The following is an 18,700-nucleotide window of genomic DNA, read 5'->3' as shown; positions in this document are numbered from 1 at the left end:
TTGCAATCCGCTGCGTACAAAAAAGGGGATTATAAATCCCCTTGAAATCGGGTCCGGATTATAAATCCGGACCAAACAATATCACCAACAATATCTACTGTGGTGTCTATACAACCATATTTACAATACGCCCCTTAACCACAATAACCTTTTTAGGTTGCTTGCCATCCAGGTAGCGTTGTACATCGGCGTTAGCTAAAACAAAAGCTTCAATATCCTTTGGCTCAAGGCTTAGTGATATATTGAGGTTCATCTTTGTTTTACCGTTGATAGAAATGGGGTAAGCAAACTCGTCTTCAACTAAGTAACCCGGATTAAATTTTGGATATGGTGCATAGGATAAAGTACCCGATTCATTACCCAGTAAAGCCCAAAGCTCCTCGCAAATGTGGGGTGCATAGGCCGATAACACAATCACCAGATCTTGCAATACCTTGCGGCTGTTGCATTTCAAATCAGTCAACTCATTAACAGCTATCATAAAGCTGGATACCGAGGTATTGAACGAGAAACGCTCAATATCTTCCTCAACCTTACGAATAATTTTGTGCAGCGATTTCAGTTCGGCTTTAGTTGGCTCAGCATCTGACACGTTAAACTCCCAGGCATCGTTATGAAACAAACGCCAGAATTTGCGTAAGAACTTGAACACTCCTTCAATACCATTGGTATTCCATGGCTTGCTTTGCTCCAGCGGACCAAGGAACATCTCGTACATACGCAACGTATCAGCGCCATAACGGGCAATCAGATCATCAGGGTTAACAACGTTGAACTTAGATTTCGACATCTTTTCAACTTCGACACCGCAAACGTATTTGCCGTTTTCAAGGATAAACTCGGCATCTTTAAAATCCTCGCGCCATGCCTTGAATTTGTCGATGTTCAGTATATCGTTATCAACAATAATTACGTCGACATGTAAAGGCGACGTTTTATACTGATTGATCAGGCCGCGCGATACAAAAGTATTGGTACCTCTGCCCTCTTCATCAATTAAACGATAAACAAAGTTTGAGCGGCCCTGGATCATACCCTGGTTAATCAGTTTTTTGAAAGGTTCCTCTTCAACCACCAGGTCCAGATCTTTCATAAACTTATTCCAGAAGCGGCTGTACAGCAGGTGGCCGGTAGCATGCTCGCTGCCGCCAATGTACAGGTCTACATCCTTCCAATATTCAATAGCTTCTTTCGAGGCAAAGGCTTTATCATTATGGGCGTCCATGTAACGATACCAGTACCAGCTACTTCCGGCCCAGCCCGGCATAGTAGAAAGTTCATAAGCATAGCCAGCCCCCTCTAAATCTCCCCCTGTTGGGGAGACTTTGTCCTGACGGATATCTCTGTCAGGGAGATTATTGACTTTATTCTTTATGGTTTGGAAAATACCCTGGGCATTAGCCAGAACCTCATCATTTGTAAACCTAATTACAGTAAAACCTAAATGATTTAATATTTCGGTTCTTGCTTTGTCAGCTTCTTTATTTGCTTTATGGTGATGTCCATCTAATTCTATTATTAGTCCTTTTTGAAGACAAACAAAGTCAGCTATGTATTGATCAATAGCATGTTGCCTTCTAAATTTAAACCCAGTTTGACTGTCCCTGAGCAATTGCCATAAGATAGTTTCAGCTTCGGTTGGCTGTAAACGATGTTCTCTGCTAAATTCCTTTAATTGCTCATAGTAAACGGGATCAGCTGTTTTGCGATAATTACCCGCCTGCTCAGAAAGCCCTCCCTCCCGGGGAGGGTTTGGGTGGGGCTTGTATGCCCAGCCCTCCGCACGGCCCAGTGGTGGTTCGCCGGTTTCGGTTGGAAGATATTTATCAATTTCGGGCAACAGCAAAGGCAAATCGCTTTCGCTGATGAGATGCGGCAGATTATCTTTAAAGCAAACCGGCACCGGCTCGCCCCAGTATCGCTGACGGCCAAAAATAGCGTCGCGCATTCTGAAGTTTACTTTGGCTTTGCCCAGACCAAGTTCTTCCAGCCTGGCAACAACCGCGGCGGTAGCCTCTTTATAAGCTAATCCGTTAATAAAGCCTGAGTTAATATATTTACCTTCTTTGGTAGCGTCGGCCTCGTCAACAATATTCTGGGTATCCAGGATCGGGATAATTGGCAAGTTAAAATGTTTCGCAAATAAAAAGTCGCGCTGGTCGCCGCTTGGCACAGCCATTACCGCGCCGGTACCATAACCTGCCAATACATAATCGGCTATATAAATCGGCACGCGCTCGTTATTAAGCGGATTGATCACATAAGCGCCGGTAAATGCACCAGAAACCGTTTTAGCATCGGCCATACGGTCCAACTCAGACTTCTTTTTAGTCTGGGCGATGTATGCCTCAATTTCGGCTTTTTGTTCGGATGTAGTTAGCTGAGTAACCAATTCATGTTCGGGCGCCAATACCAGGAAGGTCACGCCGAAAATTGTATCTACACGTGTAGTGAAAACCTCGATGAAGTCTTGAGTCTCGAGTCCTGAGTCTTGAGTCTCAATCGGGAATTTTACAGACGCGCCCGTACTTTTACCTATCCAGTTACGCTGCATTTCTTTCAATGGTTCAGGCCAGTCAATGATATCCAGTCCATTTAATAGCCGTTCGGCATATGCGGTGATCCGCATGCTCCATTGCATCATTTTCTTTTGTTCGACCGGGTAACCGCCGCGCTCGCTAAAACCATCTTTCACTTCGTCGTTAGCCAGTACGGTACCCAAAGCCGGGCACCAGTTTACGGTGCTTTCGCGAAGGTAAGTAAGCCGATACTTTAATAGTTCGTCTTGTTGTTGGTTATTTGTTTTAGCTTTCCACTCTTCTGCAGTAAAGGTCAGTACATCTTCGTCGCAAACCGCATTGATACCTGCCGAACCGCTCTGTTCGAAACGCTTAACCAATTTTTCTATGGATTCGGCTTTATCGGCATCTTTATTATACCAGCTGTTAAACAGCTGCATAAAGATCCACTGTGTCCATTTATAATAATCAGGCGAACTGGTGCGCACCTCGCGGCTCCAGTCGAATGAAAAACCGATCTGATCAAGCTGACGGCGATAAGTGGCAATATTAGCTTCGGTAGTTACTGCCGGGTGCTGACCTGTTTGTATAGCATATTGCTCGGCAGGTAAACCAAACGAATCATATCCCATAGGATGCAATACGTTAAAACCTTTAAGGCGTTTATAGCGGGCAAAAATATCCGAGGCTATATAACCCAGCGGATGGCCCACATGTAAGCCCGCACCACTTGGGTAAGGAAACATATCCAGTACATAATACTTGGGCTTACTGCTTTTATCCTCGGCTTTAAAGGTTTGGTTTTGGGCCCAAAACTGCTGCCACTTTTGCTCTATATCCTTAAATTGATAGTCCATCTCTGCTTTTATTCGATAATGAAACGCGAAAATAAAAAAATCCTATGATTTGGGTAGTTAATTATCAGCTATGTGACAGCCGCCTTTGCTAATCATAAATTCTAACCACAGGCGCTGTCAGTCAAACGTTTAATGAATAAATCCTCACTTTTATGTCAGTATTATAATATTTATTTCTGTTTCATCTAAAAAGATAAACTATATTCGTTTAACCTTTACAACACGCAATTATGAAGTTTTCCGGTCACATTATATGGCAATTCAACAATCTTTCTATGCAAAGTTGCTAAGCTTGAGGTATTAACTCATAACATACGAACCATTTATAAACCAAACAATTAAACAATGAAAAAACTTTTTACTACCCTATTAATTTTAACCGGTATTTACTCCGTTTCAAATGCGCAGAAAAAAGGCGCTATGGCCTACGGTGTTAGTGCAGGTGTAAATAGCGCCTACAGTGTTTCTGGTGCCGACTATGCATCAGGCACAGGCTCTTATATCAGGCCAAATTTTGCCTTGCATGCAGAATATTATGTTTCTGATGATTGGTCAATTAAGGCAGAAGGTATTTATGACGGAAAAGGCTGGGGCGATGGTGTCATTAAAGACAACGTGAATAACAAGACGGTAACAGGAGTAAATTTTGCGCTTAATTATATTACCATACCCGTTTTGGCTACCTGGCACATTGGTTCTGAAAAACTTTGGTACGCTAACGCCGGCCCCTATGTAGGCATTTTACTGAGCGCAACTGATGATTACGATCACAAAGACTTGAAATCACAGTTCAACAGCACAGATGCAGGTATTGATGCAGGTTTAGGCATCCAATTTCCGCTGTCATACAAAAACGACAAATTGAAAATCTTCTTTGAATATAACTGGCAATTTGGCGCTGCCAACATTTTAGCCAACAGTTCAAACTCAGGCACTTTAATGAGGCAAGCACTTAGCGCCGGTATCAGATTTTAACTAAAACTTTAGCAACAAGCGCAAGCAAAAAGCCATCGGTTATTACCCGATGGCTTTTTTATTTTAATCTTTCAGAATATCGATGCAATTTTTGGCCATACCGGCCAACCGGCCATTTAGCGACTGTAGGCCAGCATAGTCATGAATATTGGTGTATAATCTTTTGATGATTTCGAGCGTCTCATCACTTGGGTCGCAAGCCTGGGCTTTTTCAAGATGTGGCAGCGCTTTTTGCACCGCCGCTTTATATTGCAATATCATGACCGTATCGCCTGGGTTTGCCTGCATTTTATCATAAAGTTCGTCGGTATGTTTCAAAAATAAATAGCCAAGAGCTCTGTGGGCTACATAAAAATCAGGCTGCGCCGCTACCACCTTTTCATAAAGCAGTATAGCTTCTTTTGATTCATCGTCATCTTCATATAACTTGGCCAGGCCGTTGTAAAAGCTTATCCGGCTATTAACCGGTAGTTCGTTAACATCGGGCAGTATGATCTCGCCCAGCTTTATGGCGTCGGGTGTTTTACCATCCAGGCGCAGCAAATTAAAGTCGGCGTATTTTCCGTAAACGGTATCGGCTTTGGTTTGCGCAAACGCAAATGCCGTTATAAAAAGCGTAATAACTAATAGAAATATTCGTTTAAACATCATCAAATATAGATAACCGTGTACCTTACATTTATCTAATAACTTCTATCTGAGCAAAAAATTTTAACTTTACCAAAACTTACATCACAAACTTATGAGAAAAATATTCCTTGTACTAATCACCATGTTCGCCTGCACTCAATTGGCAAGCGCACAAAAAAATTACGGCACCCAGTTTTCTGTAAACCTGGGTATCAACGCCTCACAGGTTACTGACGCTAACAACTACAGCAGCGATGCCGTCGCCGGGTTAAATGCAGGCATAGCTGTCGATCATAACTTTTCCCGCGACTGGGGTATCAGCGTAGGCCTGAACTATCAGCAAAAAGGTTGGGGCAACGGCTTCGTAATATTGCCTGATAACAGCGAGATTGACGGCGTAAATTACAAATTGAACTATTTAACCGTACCGGTATTAGCTAAGTGGCATTTTGGCCGTACCAACAACTGGTATGTTGATTTAGGCCCCTATGTAGGTTTTCTGTTAAGCGCCTCGGAAAGCTCAAATACAGTATTTGACGCCAAAAGCTATTTTAATAATGTTGACGGAGGTTTGGCACTGGGCATCGGTGTAAAAATACCTATCAACCGCTACAGCCATTTCTTTATTGAATATGCTGCTCAGGCAGGTGTGGCCAATGTATACAGAGATTCATACTCATCTGTACAAAATATTACCAACGGCTTAAACGTAGGCATCGGGTTTTAAGGGCTGATGTTTAATATACCTGAAAGCCTTGCTATGAAAATGGTGAGGCTTTTTAATTTCTCGCTCCCAATCTCAAATCAAAATCCTATCTTTGCCCATGCAAGAAAAAATCCTCATTCTTGACTTCGGCTCACAGTTTACCCAACTTATCGCGCGCCGGGTTAGAGAACTCAACATTTACTGCGAAATCCATCCGTTTAACAAGATTCCTGAAATTGACGAAAGCTTAAAAGGCGTTATTCTGTCTGGCAGCCCCTATTCGGTACGGCAGGAAGATGCCCTGCATGTTGATTTTATGCAATTTCATGGCAAGCTGCCTTTATTGGGTGTTTGTTATGGGGCGCAATACCTGGCACACTTTAATGGCGGCGAGGTTTTACCGTCAAGCACCCGCGAATACGGCCGTGCCAACCTGCAGTACATTCAGGAAGGCAACCCGCTGTTCAGAGGCGTGCCGGCAGGCTCACAGGTTTGGATGTCGCATGGAGATACTATTGCTACCCTGGCCAGTAATTTTGAGGTTATTGCCAGTACAGACAGCGTGCGTGTAGCCGCTTACCAGGTTACCGGCACTCAAACTTACGGGATACAATTTCACCCTGAAGTAACCCATAGTTTAGACGGCAAACAATTGCTTGAAAACTTTTTGGTTGATATATGCGGTTGCAAGCAAGACTGGACAGCCGACTCATTTGTTGAAACTACCGTTGCGGGCCTAAAAGAAAAACTGGGCGACGACAAGGTGGTATTAGGCCTTTCAGGCGGTGTTGATTCATCGGTTGCGGCTGTGTTACTGCATCACGCTATCGGCAAAAACCTGTATTGTATTTTTGTTGACAACGGATTGCTGCGCAAAAACGAATATGAATCTGTGCTTGACTCCTATAAACACATGGGCCTTAACGTACGGGGTATCGATGCCAAACAGCGTTTTTATGATGCGCTGAAAGGTCTGTCAGAGCCCGAAGCAAAACGTAAAGCCATTGGCCGTGTTTTTATTGAGGTGTTTGATGATGCCGCGCACGAGGTTAAGGACGTAAAGTGGTTAGGTCAGGGCACTATTTATCCTGATGTTATCGAGTCGTTATCGGTTAAAGGGCCGTCAGCTACCATTAAATCGCACCATAACGTAGGCGGCTTGCCCGACTTTATGAAACTTAAAGTGGTTGAACCACTTAATACTTTGTTTAAAGACGAGGTTCGCCGCGTGGGTAAGTCGCTCCATATATCTGATAACATACTGGGCCGCCATCCGTTTCCGGGCCCCGGCCTGGCTATCCGTATCCTGGGCGAGGTTACACCCGAGAAAGTCGCTATTTTGCAGGAAGCCGATGCTATTTTCATCAACAATTTGCGTAGTGCCGGTGTTTATGATAAAGTATGGCAGGCCGGTACCATATTCTTACCGGTACAGTCGGTAGGTGTTATGGGCGATGAGCGCACATACGAGCACGTTGTTAGCCTGCGCGCTGTCGAGTCTGTCGATGGTATGACAGCAGATTGGTGCCATTTACCGTACGAGTTGCTTGCAAAAATCTCAAACGAGATCATCAATAACGTAAAAGGAATAAACCGGGTAGTATATGATATCAGTTCGAAACCACCTGCCACTATTGAGTGGGAATAAGTGGTTCATCATTTTAGGAATCGTCTTATTAGCGGCCTGTTCACCCAAAGTGCGGCCGGTAGTGACACCTCCTAAAACCGAAACTGAAAAAAACGAAACCAAACCACAGCCGCCAAAGCCATTGCCCGCAAGGCAGTCAAGCATTGCTTTGTTACTGCCCTTTGGGCTTGATCATTTGGATCCTGGTTCTGGTTATACCGACGTGAGTTTAAAACAAGGTTTGATAGCCCTTGATTATTATCAGGGCTTTCAACTGGCGTTAGATTCACTGACTTCATACGGTTATAACTACAAACTGCGGGTGTTTGATACACAGGCATCAGCCAATCAATCGCGTAAAATGGCTTTTAATCCCAACATATGGGGGAGCGATCTGATTGTCGGCCCTATTTTCCCCGACGATATGAAAGCTTTTGCACAACCATTGAGCGGCCCCCGTAAGCCTATTGTATCACCACTTTCGCCTGCTGCCCCGGCTACCATCAATAACCCAAACCTGGTTACCATCATCCCGCCGCTCGCTGAGCACGCTGCTACTGCGGCCAGATATATTTGCAAGCGCTTACAGCCTGCTAAGGTGTTTATACTAAAGTCGGGTTTTACTGACGAAAATGATTATATCATACCTTTTAAAAATTCGCTTGATAGTGTTGGCAAAGGCCGTATCAAGGTCGTTCAAACAGTTGTCGTAAGGGGTAAATTGGGTTCATTAATACCGCAGCTGGCTAAAGGCTCTCCCAATATTTTTGTTATTCCGTCAACACACCAGTCTTTTATTACCGTCGTCATGCACTCGCTCGATTCGCTTGCGAAAAGTTATCCGGTAGTACTCTTTGGTCATCCAAGCTGGGAAAAGTACAGTTTTTTGCATGCTGATATTCTGCAAAGGTTACGCACGCACATCACATCAGCCGACAAAGTTGACTATAAAGCGGCTGCAACCGTTAATTTCATGACTCAATACCGAAAACATTATCATGTTGAGGCCAGCGAATATGCTATTAAAGGATTTGATGAAGGTATGTATTTCGGCAGATTACTGGGCCAGGATAACGGCGACGTAAAAGCCATGACGAAAACCGATTACGAGGGTATACATAACAACTTCCATATCGTAAAAAGGCCGGGCACGGGCTACGTAAACACGCATGTAAACGTTATGGATTACCGTTACTACGAATTAAGAAAGGTAGAATGAAGGCAATAAATCAGCTTAAAACATTTCAACGCATTTTGGCCGAATACCCCGCCGAAACGCCTTTAAGCAAATTTTTGCCGGGCCTTTACCGCCAAAACAAACAAATGGGCTCGAGCGACCGCAAGGTGGCCAGCCGCCTGGTTTATAACTACTTCAGATTGGGCCGGGCGCTTGCCAACCGGCCCCAGGATGAGCGTTTGATGGTTGCCGAGTTTTTATGCAACACGCAAACCAATTCTTTCCTGCAGCACTTTAAGCCCGACTGGGCCGCCTGTATAGCTTTTTCTGTCGATGAAAAAATCGACCTGATACAAAAAACATATACTGATTTTAAGCTGGAAGATGTTTTTCCGTGGGTAGACAGCATATCTGCCGATATTGATAAACAAGCTTTTTTAAAATCATTTTTTGTACAGCCTGATCTGTTTATCCATGTGCACAACGGCTACGATCATCTGGTAAAAGCCGAGCTTACCAAAGCGCAGGTAGCTTTTAAAGATGAAGGCAATGGTTGCTATGCATTGCCTAATGGTACCAAATTGGAGAGCATCTTCCCTACCCAGCATTGGTTTGAGGTGCAGGACTACTCGTCGCAACAGACAGCCAAATACTTTAAACCCCAAAAATGGGACGCCTGGTGGGATGCCTGCGCAGCCTCGGGCGGCAAATCTCTGTTATTGCACGAGGAGGAACCCGATATAAAACTGGTAGTATCAGATATCCGGGAATCGATTCTTGCTAACCTGGACGAGCGTTTCCGCTCGGCCGGACTAATAAAATATCAGCGCAAGCAGCTCGATTTAACCCAAAATAACGATCAGGCGCTATATGATTATGCTTTTGATGGCATTATTCTCGATGCTCCCTGCAGCGGCTCGGGCACCTGGGGCCGCACCCCTGAAATGATAGCTCAGTTTGCAGCGAACAAAATCGACTTCTTTCAGCGTCTGCAAAAAAGCATAGCCACTAATATTATTAAACATCTTAAACCCGGCAAACCACTTATCTATATTACCTGCTCGGTTTTTAAGGCGGAGAATGAAGATGTGGTTGATTACCTGACCAACGAATTTAACCTGAAGCTGGAAAGCCTCGAGGTACTTAAAGGCTACGGGCGCAAGGCTGACAGTATGTTTGTGGCACGGTTAATCTCCCCAAACCCCTGAGGGCTATTTTTGAAACGCCGAACCGGCTTGTTACCTTGACAATCTTTTCCGTAACCGCAGAAATTGAAGCGACATGGGGCAAAATTTTCCCGCAAGTCCTCATTAGGATATTCCCATTTCCGGCTTCGCAAACGCACAATCAGTGTAATTATTAGTAAAACATTGATTTTCAAATATTTAAATAAAAAATCGAATAAATAGGCTTTTAGGAGAACTTGTTGCATAAGGAGTATACATCAACAGGAATAATAATGAAACTCTATATATCGATTTTTATAATAGCCATATCGTTTTCAAGCTGCAAACTTGACTACGTTACACCGGTTACAGCGCAAACTACAAATACGCCGTTAGATATTTCGGGAACTACTACAGCACCCATGTTTAATAGTAAAGGCAGTAATGACCAGATAGTAAAAACAACCCTTACGGGCACTACACTTAAATATGTTTATACCGAACATGTGGATATGCTGGTTGACTACACCAGGTACCACAGCGCATGGTACGTTAATTTTAACGAGGATTTTAGCAACTCTGTGTTAGCAAATATGGATTATACCACGTTGCTGCAATGGGGTGTTATAGCGAATAATTACGTTCCTGATAATTTAAACCAGGTGGTAACAACCACTACCGACACGGTTATCAATAAAACCAAATTGGTATCCATACACTTTAGCCGCAATTTCAACTTCGAACAGAATTTTGATAACCCGGTTAAAGCCGCGGCACATGCAGACAGTTTATCAAAAATTACGCAGCAAGTGACATTTACTACCAGATATATTCCTGTAGTTAAGGGCGACACCACCGGAGTTGTTACTTATAAATTGAAGTTTATCAAATAAACATTAAGCGATGGCCGGGCCGCATGCATCAAAGGGTGTTTCAACCAAGGTGTTTCACTGCAAAATTCAGAACCAGCGTCATTAGTCATAACTTATTACAGCTTAGCAGGTTACAGCATTTATCCAAACTATTACTACTGTTCCAAAGTGTTTCAGGCAAATTGACTAACAATATGACTGTCAAGTAATTGACTAAAAATACTGTTCCAAAGTGTTTCATATTTAAGTGAAACACCTTGCGCAGTAAATGACTTACAAATGCGTGTTGCTCCTGAAAAGCTTAATGGCTATCGCCAATAATATCACACCAAAGGCTTTGCGCAATATTTCAATGCCTACCTTGCCAAACAGCTTTTCCAGCCATTGCACGTTTTTAAGCACCAGGTACACAAACAGGGTATTGATTACTATGCCAACTAATATGTTCTGTGTTTGATATTGCGATTTAAGTGATAGCAGTGTGGTCATGGTACCCGCGCCTGCAATAAGCGGGAATGCAAGGGGAACTATCGATACGGTACCCGAAAGCTCGTCGTCAGTGCTTTTAAACAGGTGGATACCTAATATCATCTCCATGGCAATAAAAAAGATCACCAGAGAGCCTGCAATGGCGAATGAAGCAATGTCGAGGCCGATGATGTCGAGCAGCTGATCGCCCACAAATAAAAACACGACCATCAATATCAAAACAACCACGCTGGCTTTTTCTGACTCGATGTGCCCCGCGCGCTGGCGCAGCTGAATGATCACGGGGATAGCGCCCAATATATCAATGATCGCAAAAAGGATCATGGTTACTGACAGGATCTCTTTGTAATTGAACGGATGCATAGGCTTATGTTTAGCGGTTTATACAAAGCTAAAAAACTATATTCATAAAAAAGGTTCCGGCGTTTACCGCCGGAACCTTTTGTTGTTATAAATCAGATAAAGATTACTCGACAAAATGAGGGTTCGGCGGGTCGTTAGCACCGACAGGTTTACCATGGCGAACATGCGAATGCTTGATGCTGTAGCCAAAATAAACACAGATACCAATGCCCATCCAGATAAACAGACGTGCAAAGTTTTCTAAACCCTCACTAGCCATCATGGCTAAACAGATCAACGCACCCAGCGGGCATACAATCCAGTAAGCCGGAGTCGCAAACGGGCGGGTAAGTCCCGGGTCGGTTCTGCGCAGAATAAAGATACCCAGACAAACCAGTACAAAAGCGAACAACGTACCAATACTTACCATATCGCCCACGATGCTGTCAGGAATAAAACCAGCAAATAAGGATACCATCACAAAAAAGAACCATTGCGATTTGTATGGTGTACGAAACTTAGGATGCAATTTTGAGAAAATGGGCCAGATCAAACCGTCAGTACTCATCGTATAGAATACGCGGGTTTGGCCCAACAACATTACCAGGATTACTGATGAGAAACCGGCTAATATAGCGATGGTAACCAGGTTTGCTAACCAGCCGTAGCCCGGCATTGCCGCGTGAATGGCATATGTTACAGAAGCTTCTTTACCCTGTACCAGGAAATCTTTGTATGACACCAAACCGGTTAATACATGCGAGAACAGGATATATAAAATGGTACAGAAAACCAAAGAGATCAGGATACCTTTCGGCATATCTTTTTGCGGGTTTTTAGCTTCCTGAGCAGCTGTTGAAACCGCGTCAAAACCGATGAAGGCGAAGAACACCACGCTTGCGCCGCGCAATACGCCCAGCCAGCCATGGTTAAAGGTATCGGCATAATTTACCGAACCGGTATTGGTTTTAACTACGCCTGCGCTTTCAGGGATCATATATGGCGTGTGGAAAGCCGGGTTGATAAAACTCCAGCCTGCGCCGATGATCATCAATACGATAGCCACTTTGATGATAACGATAACGTTATTTACCGCTGCAGACTCGGCTGTACCTTTGATCAGCAACAAAGTGAGTAACAATAATATAAATATTGCAGGCAGGTTTATCATACCATGCGTACCTGCTTCGGCCGCATACATGCCGGTTGTGGTAGTTGATATCTCAAACGGTGAGTGCGACAGCGCAAACGGGATGTGTACATGGAAAAATGTATCCAAAAATGTATTGAAATACTGCGACCAGCCGATAGCTACCGTAGCGGCACCCAATGCGTATTCCAGCACCAAATCCCAGCCGATGATCCAGGCGATAAACTCACCCATAGTGGCATATGAATAAGTGTAGGCAGAACCCGCAATAGGGATCATACTGGCAAACTCAGCATAGCATAAACCTGCCAGGGCGCAGCCCGCTGCTGCAATTAAAAATGAGATAGTTACGGCCGGACCGGCGTGCTCGCCGGCTGCCGCAGCAGTACGCACAAAAATACCGGCACCAATAATTGCGCCGATACCCAAGGCAATCAGTGAACCAACACCAAGCGTTCGCTTTAATGTCTTTTCCCCCTCTTTTGAAGCGGCTAACAACTGCGCCAAAGGTTTTCTAATAAATAGCTTCATGTTTAAATAAAAAGTCAGTTAATGTTATTCCCAAACATAATTATTTTTTCCGAAAAAAAACGGGTGTGGAAAGATTGAACAGTGCAACGTAATGAATTTATTCATAGAATATTACGTTTGTCATATTTTTAAGGCTTGTGCCGATGATTTGGCTTACAGCCTAACGATTGCGCAATGTTTCGTCAATTTATTTATCGAATGAACACTTCATAGCGAACTTGTTTCGGCATCCCATAGGACAGGTTCGCGTGCTTAGCAAGTGGGATGCTGAAACAAGTTCAGCATGACAGTACAATAAAAAAGGAGGGTCGGTTCAATTTGAACCGACCCTCCTTTTTTATTCAAAGGCCTACGCTTTCTTCTCAACTTTAATTACATGCGTGGTCATTGATTGCAGTTTGATCTGTTTTTGCAGACGCGGGCTGTTATCAACCGCGTGGTTCAAATGCGGTGCAATAACCAGCGACACGATAGACATCAGCTTGATCAAAATGTTCATTGACGGACCAGACGTATCTTTGAACGGATCGCCCACGGTATCACCTGTTACTGATGCTTTGTGAGGATCTGATTTTTTGTAGTGCATTTCGCCATTGATCTCCACACCTTTCTCGAACGATTTCTTAGCGTTATCCCACGCGCCGCCGGCATTACTTTGGAAAATACCCATTAACACGCCCGACACGGTAACACCAGCCAATAAACCGCCCAATACTTCCGGTCCGAATACAAAACCTATTACCACTGGAGTGATCAACGCAATTAAACCCGGCGCAACCATTTCACGGATAGAAGCCTGGGTTGAAATAGCCACACATTTTTCATATTCCGGTTTTGCTTTATATTCCATAATGCCCGGAATTTCACGAAACTGGCGGCGAACCTCCTCAACCATGGCCATCGCGGCACGCCCTACGGCCGAGATACACAATGCCGAGAAAATGAACGGTATCATCCCGCCCACAAATAAACCGGCTAATACGTTAGCCTTATAAATATCAATATGCTCAATACCTGCCACACCAACGAAAGCCGCGAACAGAGCCAACGACGTCAAAGCAGCCGACGCAATAGCAAAACCTTTACCGGTAGCGGCCGTAGTGTTACCCACAGCGTCCAGGTTATCAGTACGGTGACGTACTTCGGGCGGCAGTTGGCTCATTTCGGCAATACCACCGGCGTTATCTGCAATCGGGCCAAAAGCGTCTATAGCCAATTGCATAGCTGTGGTTGCCATCATACCCGCAGCAGCAATGGCCACACCGTATAAACCTGCAAAAAAATACGAACCATAAATACCGGCTGCCAATACAATGATAGGCAATACGGTTGACTCCATACCGATAGCCAAACCACCGATGATATTGGTAGCGTGACCGGTTGACGATTGGCGGATAATGCTCAAAACCGGGCGTTTACCCATTGCGGTGTAATATTCAGTGATAATTGACATCAAAGTACCTACAACCAAACCAACCACGATAGAACCGAACACACCGTTTTTGGTAAACACCAATGAGCCTTCTTTCAGGTTACCATTAGCATCCAGGTCACGTGTCAGGTGTAAAGCACCTTCAGGTAACATCCATTGTACCACAAAGTAGGTGGCAATAGCGGTGAATACAATTGATGCCCAGTTACCTATATTTAAAGCGCTTTGTACGCTTGAATTTTCGTCTTTAATTCGCACCAGGGCAGCGCCTAAAATTGAAAAGATGAGACCTAAACCGGCAATTACCATTGGTAATAAAACTGGCGCAATGCCGCCCAAATTGTCATGTGATACGATCTCGCGCCCTAATACCATCGTTGCCAGCATTGTTGCTACGTATGAGCCAAACAAGTCGGCGCCCATACCGGCAACGTCACCTACGTTGTCTCCAACGTTATCTGCTATAGTAGCCGGGTTACGCACATCGTCCTCCGGGATACCTGCCTCAACCTTACCTACCAGGTCGGCGCCTACATCGGCAGCCTTGGTATAGATACCGCCGCCCACGCGGGCAAACAGCGCTATCGACTCAGCACCCAATGAGAAACCTGCCAGCACATCTAACGCCTTGGCCATAGCCTCGCCATTCACATCGGCACCGGCCACACCTTTAACATACATGCTGTAAAACAGGATGAACAATGAACCCAAACCAATGATGGCTAAACCTGCAACTCCCAGGCCCATTACGGTACCACCGGTAAATGATACTTTTAATGCCTGAGCCAAACTGGTTTTGGCTGCTTGCGTGGTACGTACGTTTGATTTGGTAGCGATACGCATACCAAGATATCCCGCGAAAGCGGATAAAAAAGCACCGATAAAAAACGAACCAGCGATGATTGGGCTTGAAGTAGCTACTGTAGTGCCAGACCAGGCCAGTAATATACCGGCAATCACCACGAAGTAGCCAAGTACTTTCCACTCGGCACGTAAAAAGGCCATAGCACCGTCGGCTATGTAACCGGCAAGTGTCGACATCGATTCGTCGCCGGTTGGTTGTTTGGTTACCCAGGCCGACTTAATAATCATAGACAGGATTCCGATTAAGCCTAATACCGGAATCAGGTAAATTAAGTAAGTGTTCAAAAAATCCATATAATTTAGTATAGTTTATAATTTATTTGCTCTGTTATAAAGCGGTTATAATACAATTGGTTTTGCAAGTTAAACAAATTAATTTCTTTACAAATAGCTGTCAATTATAAAGTTTTTTAAATAGTTTAGTTGTTCAAACCGCAGCAACTAATGAGTAAAGAAACCGAACCAACTAAACTTAAAGCATCCCTGGGCCTGCTTGACGGCACCATGATTGTAGCCGGGTCCATGATCGGATCGGGCATTTTCATAGTAAGCGCCGATATTATCCGCAATGTCGGCTCATCGGGCTGGTTAATTGCTGTTTGGCTCATTACCGGTTTCATGACCCTTACCGCAGCCGTGAGCTATGGCGAGCTTAGCGCCATGTTCCCCAAAGCAGGCGGTCAATACGTTTACTTAAAAGAGGCTTATAATAAGTTAATTGCTTTTTTATACGGATGGAGCTTCTTTGCGGTTATACAAACCGGCACAATTGCAGCCGTGGGCGTAGCCTTTTCTAAATTCACCGCTTATTTAATACCTGCCGTGAGCGAGGATAATATCCTCTACTCTACCATGATTGGCTCATACAACTTTAAGATCAGCGCGGCGCAGTGCGTATCAATCGTTTTGATTATCTTCTTGACCTATATCAACACTAAAGGTGTTAAGAGCGGTAAGATCATCCAGAACCTATTCACCATTACCAAACTTGCCAGCTTATTCGGCCTTATTATTTTTGGTTTGATTATGATTAAGGGCGACGTATGGCATGCCAACTGGACCAACGCTTGGCAAATTCATAAACTTGACAGCACTACCTCATACACCATGGCTGCGGCCCTGGGTGCCATTGCCGCCTCCATGGTGGGCTCAATTTTTAGCAGCGACGCCTGGAACAACGTAACCTTTATAGCCGGCGAAATGCGTAACCCACAGCGTAATATTGGCTTGAGCTTATTTTTGGGGACACTGGTAGTAACCATCATTTACGTAAGCATCAACTTTGTGTACACTGGCGTTTTGCCGTTGCATGATATCGCGACAGCAGAAAAAGACAGGGTGGCTGTATCAGCCTCGCAGGTTATTTTTGGGCCCATTGGCACTTCGGTTATCGCGGTAATGATCATGATATCGACCTTTGGCTGTAATAACGGATTAATTTTAGCCGGAGCCAGGGTGTACTATACCATGGCCCAGGACGGCCTGTTTTTTAAACGTACCGGCACTTTGAATAAATTTGCGGTACCGAGCTTTGGTTTGTGGATTCAGTGCCTTGTAGCCTCTATTTTATGCCTTAGCGGCAGATATGGCGACCTGCTGGATATGATATCTTTTGTGGTGGTGATATTTTATGTATTAACCATTCTGGGTATCTATATTTTACGTGTACAGCGCCCAGACATGCCGCGGCCGTATAAAGCATTTGGCTACCCGGTATTGCCTGCCATTTATATGCTGATGGGGATTGCATTTTGTATACTGCTTATAATTTACAAACCGCAGTTTACCTGGCCGGGCCTGATTATTGTGCTGGTAGGCATACCTATTTATTATATATCAACCCGTAATACCCGCGATGAAGAACAGATTGAAAGTCCTGTTTAGTTTATTATTAATAACCGCGACCCAGTCATGGGCACAAAATACTTTACAACAAAAATTAAGTACGGCTTTTAATCGTTTACAGGCCGACGAGCAATGCCGCTATGGCACAGTATCATTAACGGTGCTTGATGCCAAAACCGGCGAACCTGTGTTTACCGGAAACCCCAACGTGGGCATGGCTCCCGGCTCAACGTTAAAAACGGTAACCACTATTACCGCTTTTAATTTATTAGGTAAAGACTTCAGCTATCAGACACCTTTTGGTTACAACGGTACAGTAACTGCTGATGGCACCTTAAACGGCGACATCATCATCTGCGGTAATGGCGACCCTACGCTGGGCAGCTGGCGCTGGGAAACTACCACGCAGAACCATGTACTCAACACATTTGTAACCGCGCTGAAAAAAGCAGGCATCAAAAAAATAAATGGGCGTATTATCGGTGATGATGGTGCTTACGGCACGCAATCTATCCCCGACGGATGGATATGGCAGGATCTGGGCACTTATTACGGTGCAGGCGCCAACGCCCTTTGCTGGCACGAAAACCAGTTTGATATCACCCTAAAAACCGGGCCGGTGGGTACACCGGTAAAAGTTAGCGGCACATCACCAACCATACCCTACCTTACCTTTAAAAGCGAACTTACCAACGGTGCCGCAGGCACGGGCGACAATGCCTACCCTTATCTGCCGGCAGGCTTAACTAATATCATGTATCTGCGCGGAACCTACGCGATCGATCAAACCAAGAAGCTGGTGTCTGCAGCTTATCCTGACCCGGCTTTTGATGTGGCTTACCGTCTGTTAGATACTTTAAAACGCTTAGGCATCAGCGTGAGCGGTTTGCCTGAATCGACCTTGAGTTTGGCCGGTAAGGGCCAGCCAACCCCAACTATGACCACCACGCTAACCACGCTTACATCGCCGGGCTTAAGCCAGATTGTGTATTGGACCAACCGTAAAAGCCTGAACTTATATGCCGAGGAGTTGCTGAAAGCCATAGCCGCCAAAACAGGTGGTAAAGAAGTGACAACACCTAACGGCATTACCATACTGCAAAACTTCTGGAAAGCACGGGGCATTGATGTCAACTCGATGGATATGATAGACGGCTGTGGCCTGTCGCCCGAAGACAGAATTACCACCATGACCGTGGCAACCATCATGCAGTCAGCACGCAAAGAAGCCTGGTATCCTGATTTTTTTGAGAGCCTGCCTGTCTATAATGATATGCACATGAAAAGTGGCAGTATCCACAATGTGCAATGCTACACCGGCTACCAAACCCACGCGGGCCGCGAGCTCGTGTTCAGTATTATGGTGAACAACTACAATGGCCCCGGTAAAAATATCAGAGAGAAAATGTTCCGGGTTTTGGATGAATTGAAATAAACTACGCAGTCATCTAGGCGCTGCGCGGACTTTATTTAAAACGTCATTGAGAGGAACGAAGCAGCCTCTACACGGGACATTCC

At 44.7% G+C, this 18,700-nt stretch carries 13 protein-coding genes; 8 read left to right on the top strand and 5 right to left on the bottom strand.

All coding sequences use genetic code 11. The annotated features are described in order from the left end of the window. Positions 1 to 106: 106 nt before the first annotated feature. Positions 107 to 3,376 (bottom strand): leucine--tRNA ligase, encoded by a 3,270-nt coding sequence (locus ACFS5N_RS00640; RefSeq protein ID WP_377181142.1) that lies wholly within the window; start codon positions 3,374 to 3,376, stop codon positions 107 to 109. A gap of 345 nt (positions 3,377 to 3,721) precedes the next feature. Between ACFS5N_RS00640 and ACFS5N_RS00635 the strand changes: the two genes are divergently transcribed. Then, complete coding sequence (locus ACFS5N_RS00635; RefSeq protein WP_377181141.1) at positions 3,722 to 4,351, top strand: porin family protein; 630 nt, start codon at positions 3,722 to 3,724, stop codon at positions 4,349 to 4,351. 63 nt (positions 4,352 to 4,414) lie between these two features. On the opposite strand, the gene ACFS5N_RS00630 is transcribed toward ACFS5N_RS00635, so the two are convergent. Beyond that, positions 4,415 to 5,002 (bottom strand): hypothetical protein, encoded by a 588-nt coding sequence (locus ACFS5N_RS00630; protein ID WP_377181139.1) that lies wholly within the window; start codon positions 5,000 to 5,002, stop codon positions 4,415 to 4,417. A gap of 91 nt (positions 5,003 to 5,093) precedes the next feature. Here ACFS5N_RS00630 and ACFS5N_RS00625 point away from each other — a divergent pair, with 91 nt between their 5' ends. The 5 genes from ACFS5N_RS00625 to ACFS5N_RS00605 all read left to right on the top strand — a co-directional run bounded on the left by ACFS5N_RS00625 (position 5,094) and on the right by ACFS5N_RS00605 (position 10,550). Beyond that, the gene (locus ACFS5N_RS00625; protein ID WP_377181137.1) at positions 5,094 to 5,708 is read left to right on the top strand and encodes a porin family protein; all 615 of its coding nucleotides are present in this window, start codon (positions 5,094 to 5,096) and stop codon (positions 5,706 to 5,708) included. A gap of 97 nt (positions 5,709 to 5,805) precedes the next feature. Continuing rightward, the gene (gene guaA, locus ACFS5N_RS00620) at positions 5,806 to 7,335 is read left to right on the top strand and encodes a glutamine-hydrolyzing GMP synthase (protein WP_377181135.1); all 1,530 of its coding nucleotides are present in this window, start codon (positions 5,806 to 5,808) and stop codon (positions 7,333 to 7,335) included. Beyond that, a complete protein-coding gene (locus ACFS5N_RS00615; RefSeq protein ID WP_377181133.1) occupies positions 7,292 to 8,533 on the top strand; it encodes an ABC transporter substrate-binding protein in 1,242 nt (413 codons plus the stop codon). The genes guaA and ACFS5N_RS00615 overlap by 44 nt, the downstream gene beginning before the upstream one ends. After that, on the top strand, positions 8,530 to 9,699 hold the full coding sequence (locus ACFS5N_RS00610) for an RsmB/NOP family class I SAM-dependent RNA methyltransferase (protein WP_377181131.1): 1,170 nt from the start codon (positions 8,530 to 8,532) through the stop codon (positions 9,697 to 9,699). The genes ACFS5N_RS00615 and ACFS5N_RS00610 overlap by 4 nt, the downstream gene beginning before the upstream one ends. Positions 9,700 to 9,950: 251 nt before the next feature. Then, positions 9,951 to 10,550, top strand: a complete 600-nt coding sequence (locus ACFS5N_RS00605) for a hypothetical protein (protein ID WP_377181129.1) — start codon at positions 9,951 to 9,953, stop codon at positions 10,548 to 10,550. A 252-nt stretch (positions 10,551 to 10,802) separates the two neighbouring features. Here the strand turns inward: ACFS5N_RS00605 and ACFS5N_RS00600 are convergent, their stop codons facing one another. The 3 genes from ACFS5N_RS00600 to ACFS5N_RS00590 form a co-directional block, all read right to left on the bottom strand. Beyond that, positions 10,803 to 11,381: a MarC family protein gene (locus ACFS5N_RS00600; RefSeq protein ID WP_377181127.1), complete on the bottom strand. Its 579-nt coding sequence runs from the start codon at positions 11,379 to 11,381 to the stop codon at positions 10,803 to 10,805. Positions 11,382 to 11,484: 103 nt separating this feature from the next. Beyond that, on the bottom strand, positions 11,485 to 13,041 hold the full coding sequence (locus ACFS5N_RS00595) for an amino acid permease (protein ID WP_377181125.1): 1,557 nt from the start codon (positions 13,039 to 13,041) through the stop codon (positions 11,485 to 11,487). Between the two features lie 349 nt (positions 13,042 to 13,390). Next, entirely contained in the window at positions 13,391 to 15,631 is a 2,241-nt protein-coding gene (locus ACFS5N_RS00590; RefSeq protein ID WP_377181123.1) for a sodium-translocating pyrophosphatase, read from the bottom strand. 150 nt (positions 15,632 to 15,781) lie between these two features. On the opposite strand from ACFS5N_RS00590, the gene ACFS5N_RS00585 reads away from it, so the two are divergent. Together ACFS5N_RS00585 and dacB are read left to right on the top strand one after the other, a co-directional pair. Then, complete coding sequence (locus tag ACFS5N_RS00585; protein WP_377181121.1) at positions 15,782 to 17,221, top strand: APC family permease; 1,440 nt, start codon at positions 15,782 to 15,784, stop codon at positions 17,219 to 17,221. Further along, positions 17,193 to 18,617: a D-alanyl-D-alanine carboxypeptidase/D-alanyl-D-alanine endopeptidase gene (gene dacB / locus ACFS5N_RS00580; RefSeq protein ID WP_377181119.1), complete on the top strand. Its 1,425-nt coding sequence runs from the start codon at positions 17,193 to 17,195 to the stop codon at positions 18,615 to 18,617. The genes ACFS5N_RS00585 and dacB overlap by 29 nt, the downstream gene beginning before the upstream one ends. Positions 18,618 to 18,700 lie beyond the last annotated feature (83 nt).

Source organism: Mucilaginibacter ximonensis (genome assembly GCF_042686265.1).
Classification (GTDB): Bacteria; Bacteroidota; Bacteroidia; order Sphingobacteriales; family Sphingobacteriaceae; genus Mucilaginibacter; species Mucilaginibacter ximonensis.
The sequence above is the reverse complement of the archived record's forward strand: the minus strand, read 5'-3'. Positions and strand labels throughout refer to the sequence as shown.

Excerpts from the sequence above, each read along its gene's own strand:
- ACFS5N_RS00605 (WP_377181129.1), top strand. The coding sequence starts at position 9,951 with ATGAAACTCTATATATCGATTTTTATAATAGCCATATCGTTTTCAAGC.
- ACFS5N_RS00585 (WP_377181121.1), top strand. The coding sequence starts at position 15,782 with ATGAGTAAAGAAACCGAACCAACTAAACTTAAAGCATCCCTGGGCCTG.
- ACFS5N_RS00610 (WP_377181131.1), top strand. The coding sequence starts at position 8,530 with ATGAAGGCAATAAATCAGCTTAAAACATTTCAACGCATTTTGGCCGAA.
- ACFS5N_RS00595 (WP_377181125.1), bottom strand. The coding sequence starts at position 13,041 with ATGAAGCTATTTATTAGAAAACCTTTGGCGCAGTTGTTAGCCGCTTCA.
- ACFS5N_RS00615 (WP_377181133.1), top strand. The coding sequence starts at position 7,292 with ATGATATCAGTTCGAAACCACCTGCCACTATTGAGTGGGAATAAGTGG.
- ACFS5N_RS00590 (WP_377181123.1), bottom strand. The coding sequence starts at position 15,631 with ATGGATTTTTTGAACACTTACTTAATTTACCTGATTCCGGTATTAGGC.
- ACFS5N_RS00640 (WP_377181142.1), bottom strand. The coding sequence starts at position 3,376 with ATGGACTATCAATTTAAGGATATAGAGCAAAAGTGGCAGCAGTTTTGG.
- ACFS5N_RS00625 (WP_377181137.1), top strand. The coding sequence starts at position 5,094 with ATGAGAAAAATATTCCTTGTACTAATCACCATGTTCGCCTGCACTCAA.
- guaA (WP_377181135.1), top strand. The coding sequence starts at position 5,806 with ATGCAAGAAAAAATCCTCATTCTTGACTTCGGCTCACAGTTTACCCAA.
- ACFS5N_RS00600 (WP_377181127.1), bottom strand. The coding sequence starts at position 11,381 with ATGCATCCGTTCAATTACAAAGAGATCCTGTCAGTAACCATGATCCTT.
- dacB (WP_377181119.1), top strand. The coding sequence starts at position 17,193 with ATGAAGAACAGATTGAAAGTCCTGTTTAGTTTATTATTAATAACCGCG.
- ACFS5N_RS00630 (WP_377181139.1), bottom strand. The coding sequence starts at position 5,002 with ATGATGTTTAAACGAATATTTCTATTAGTTATTACGCTTTTTATAACG.
- ACFS5N_RS00635 (WP_377181141.1), top strand. The coding sequence starts at position 3,722 with ATGAAAAAACTTTTTACTACCCTATTAATTTTAACCGGTATTTACTCC.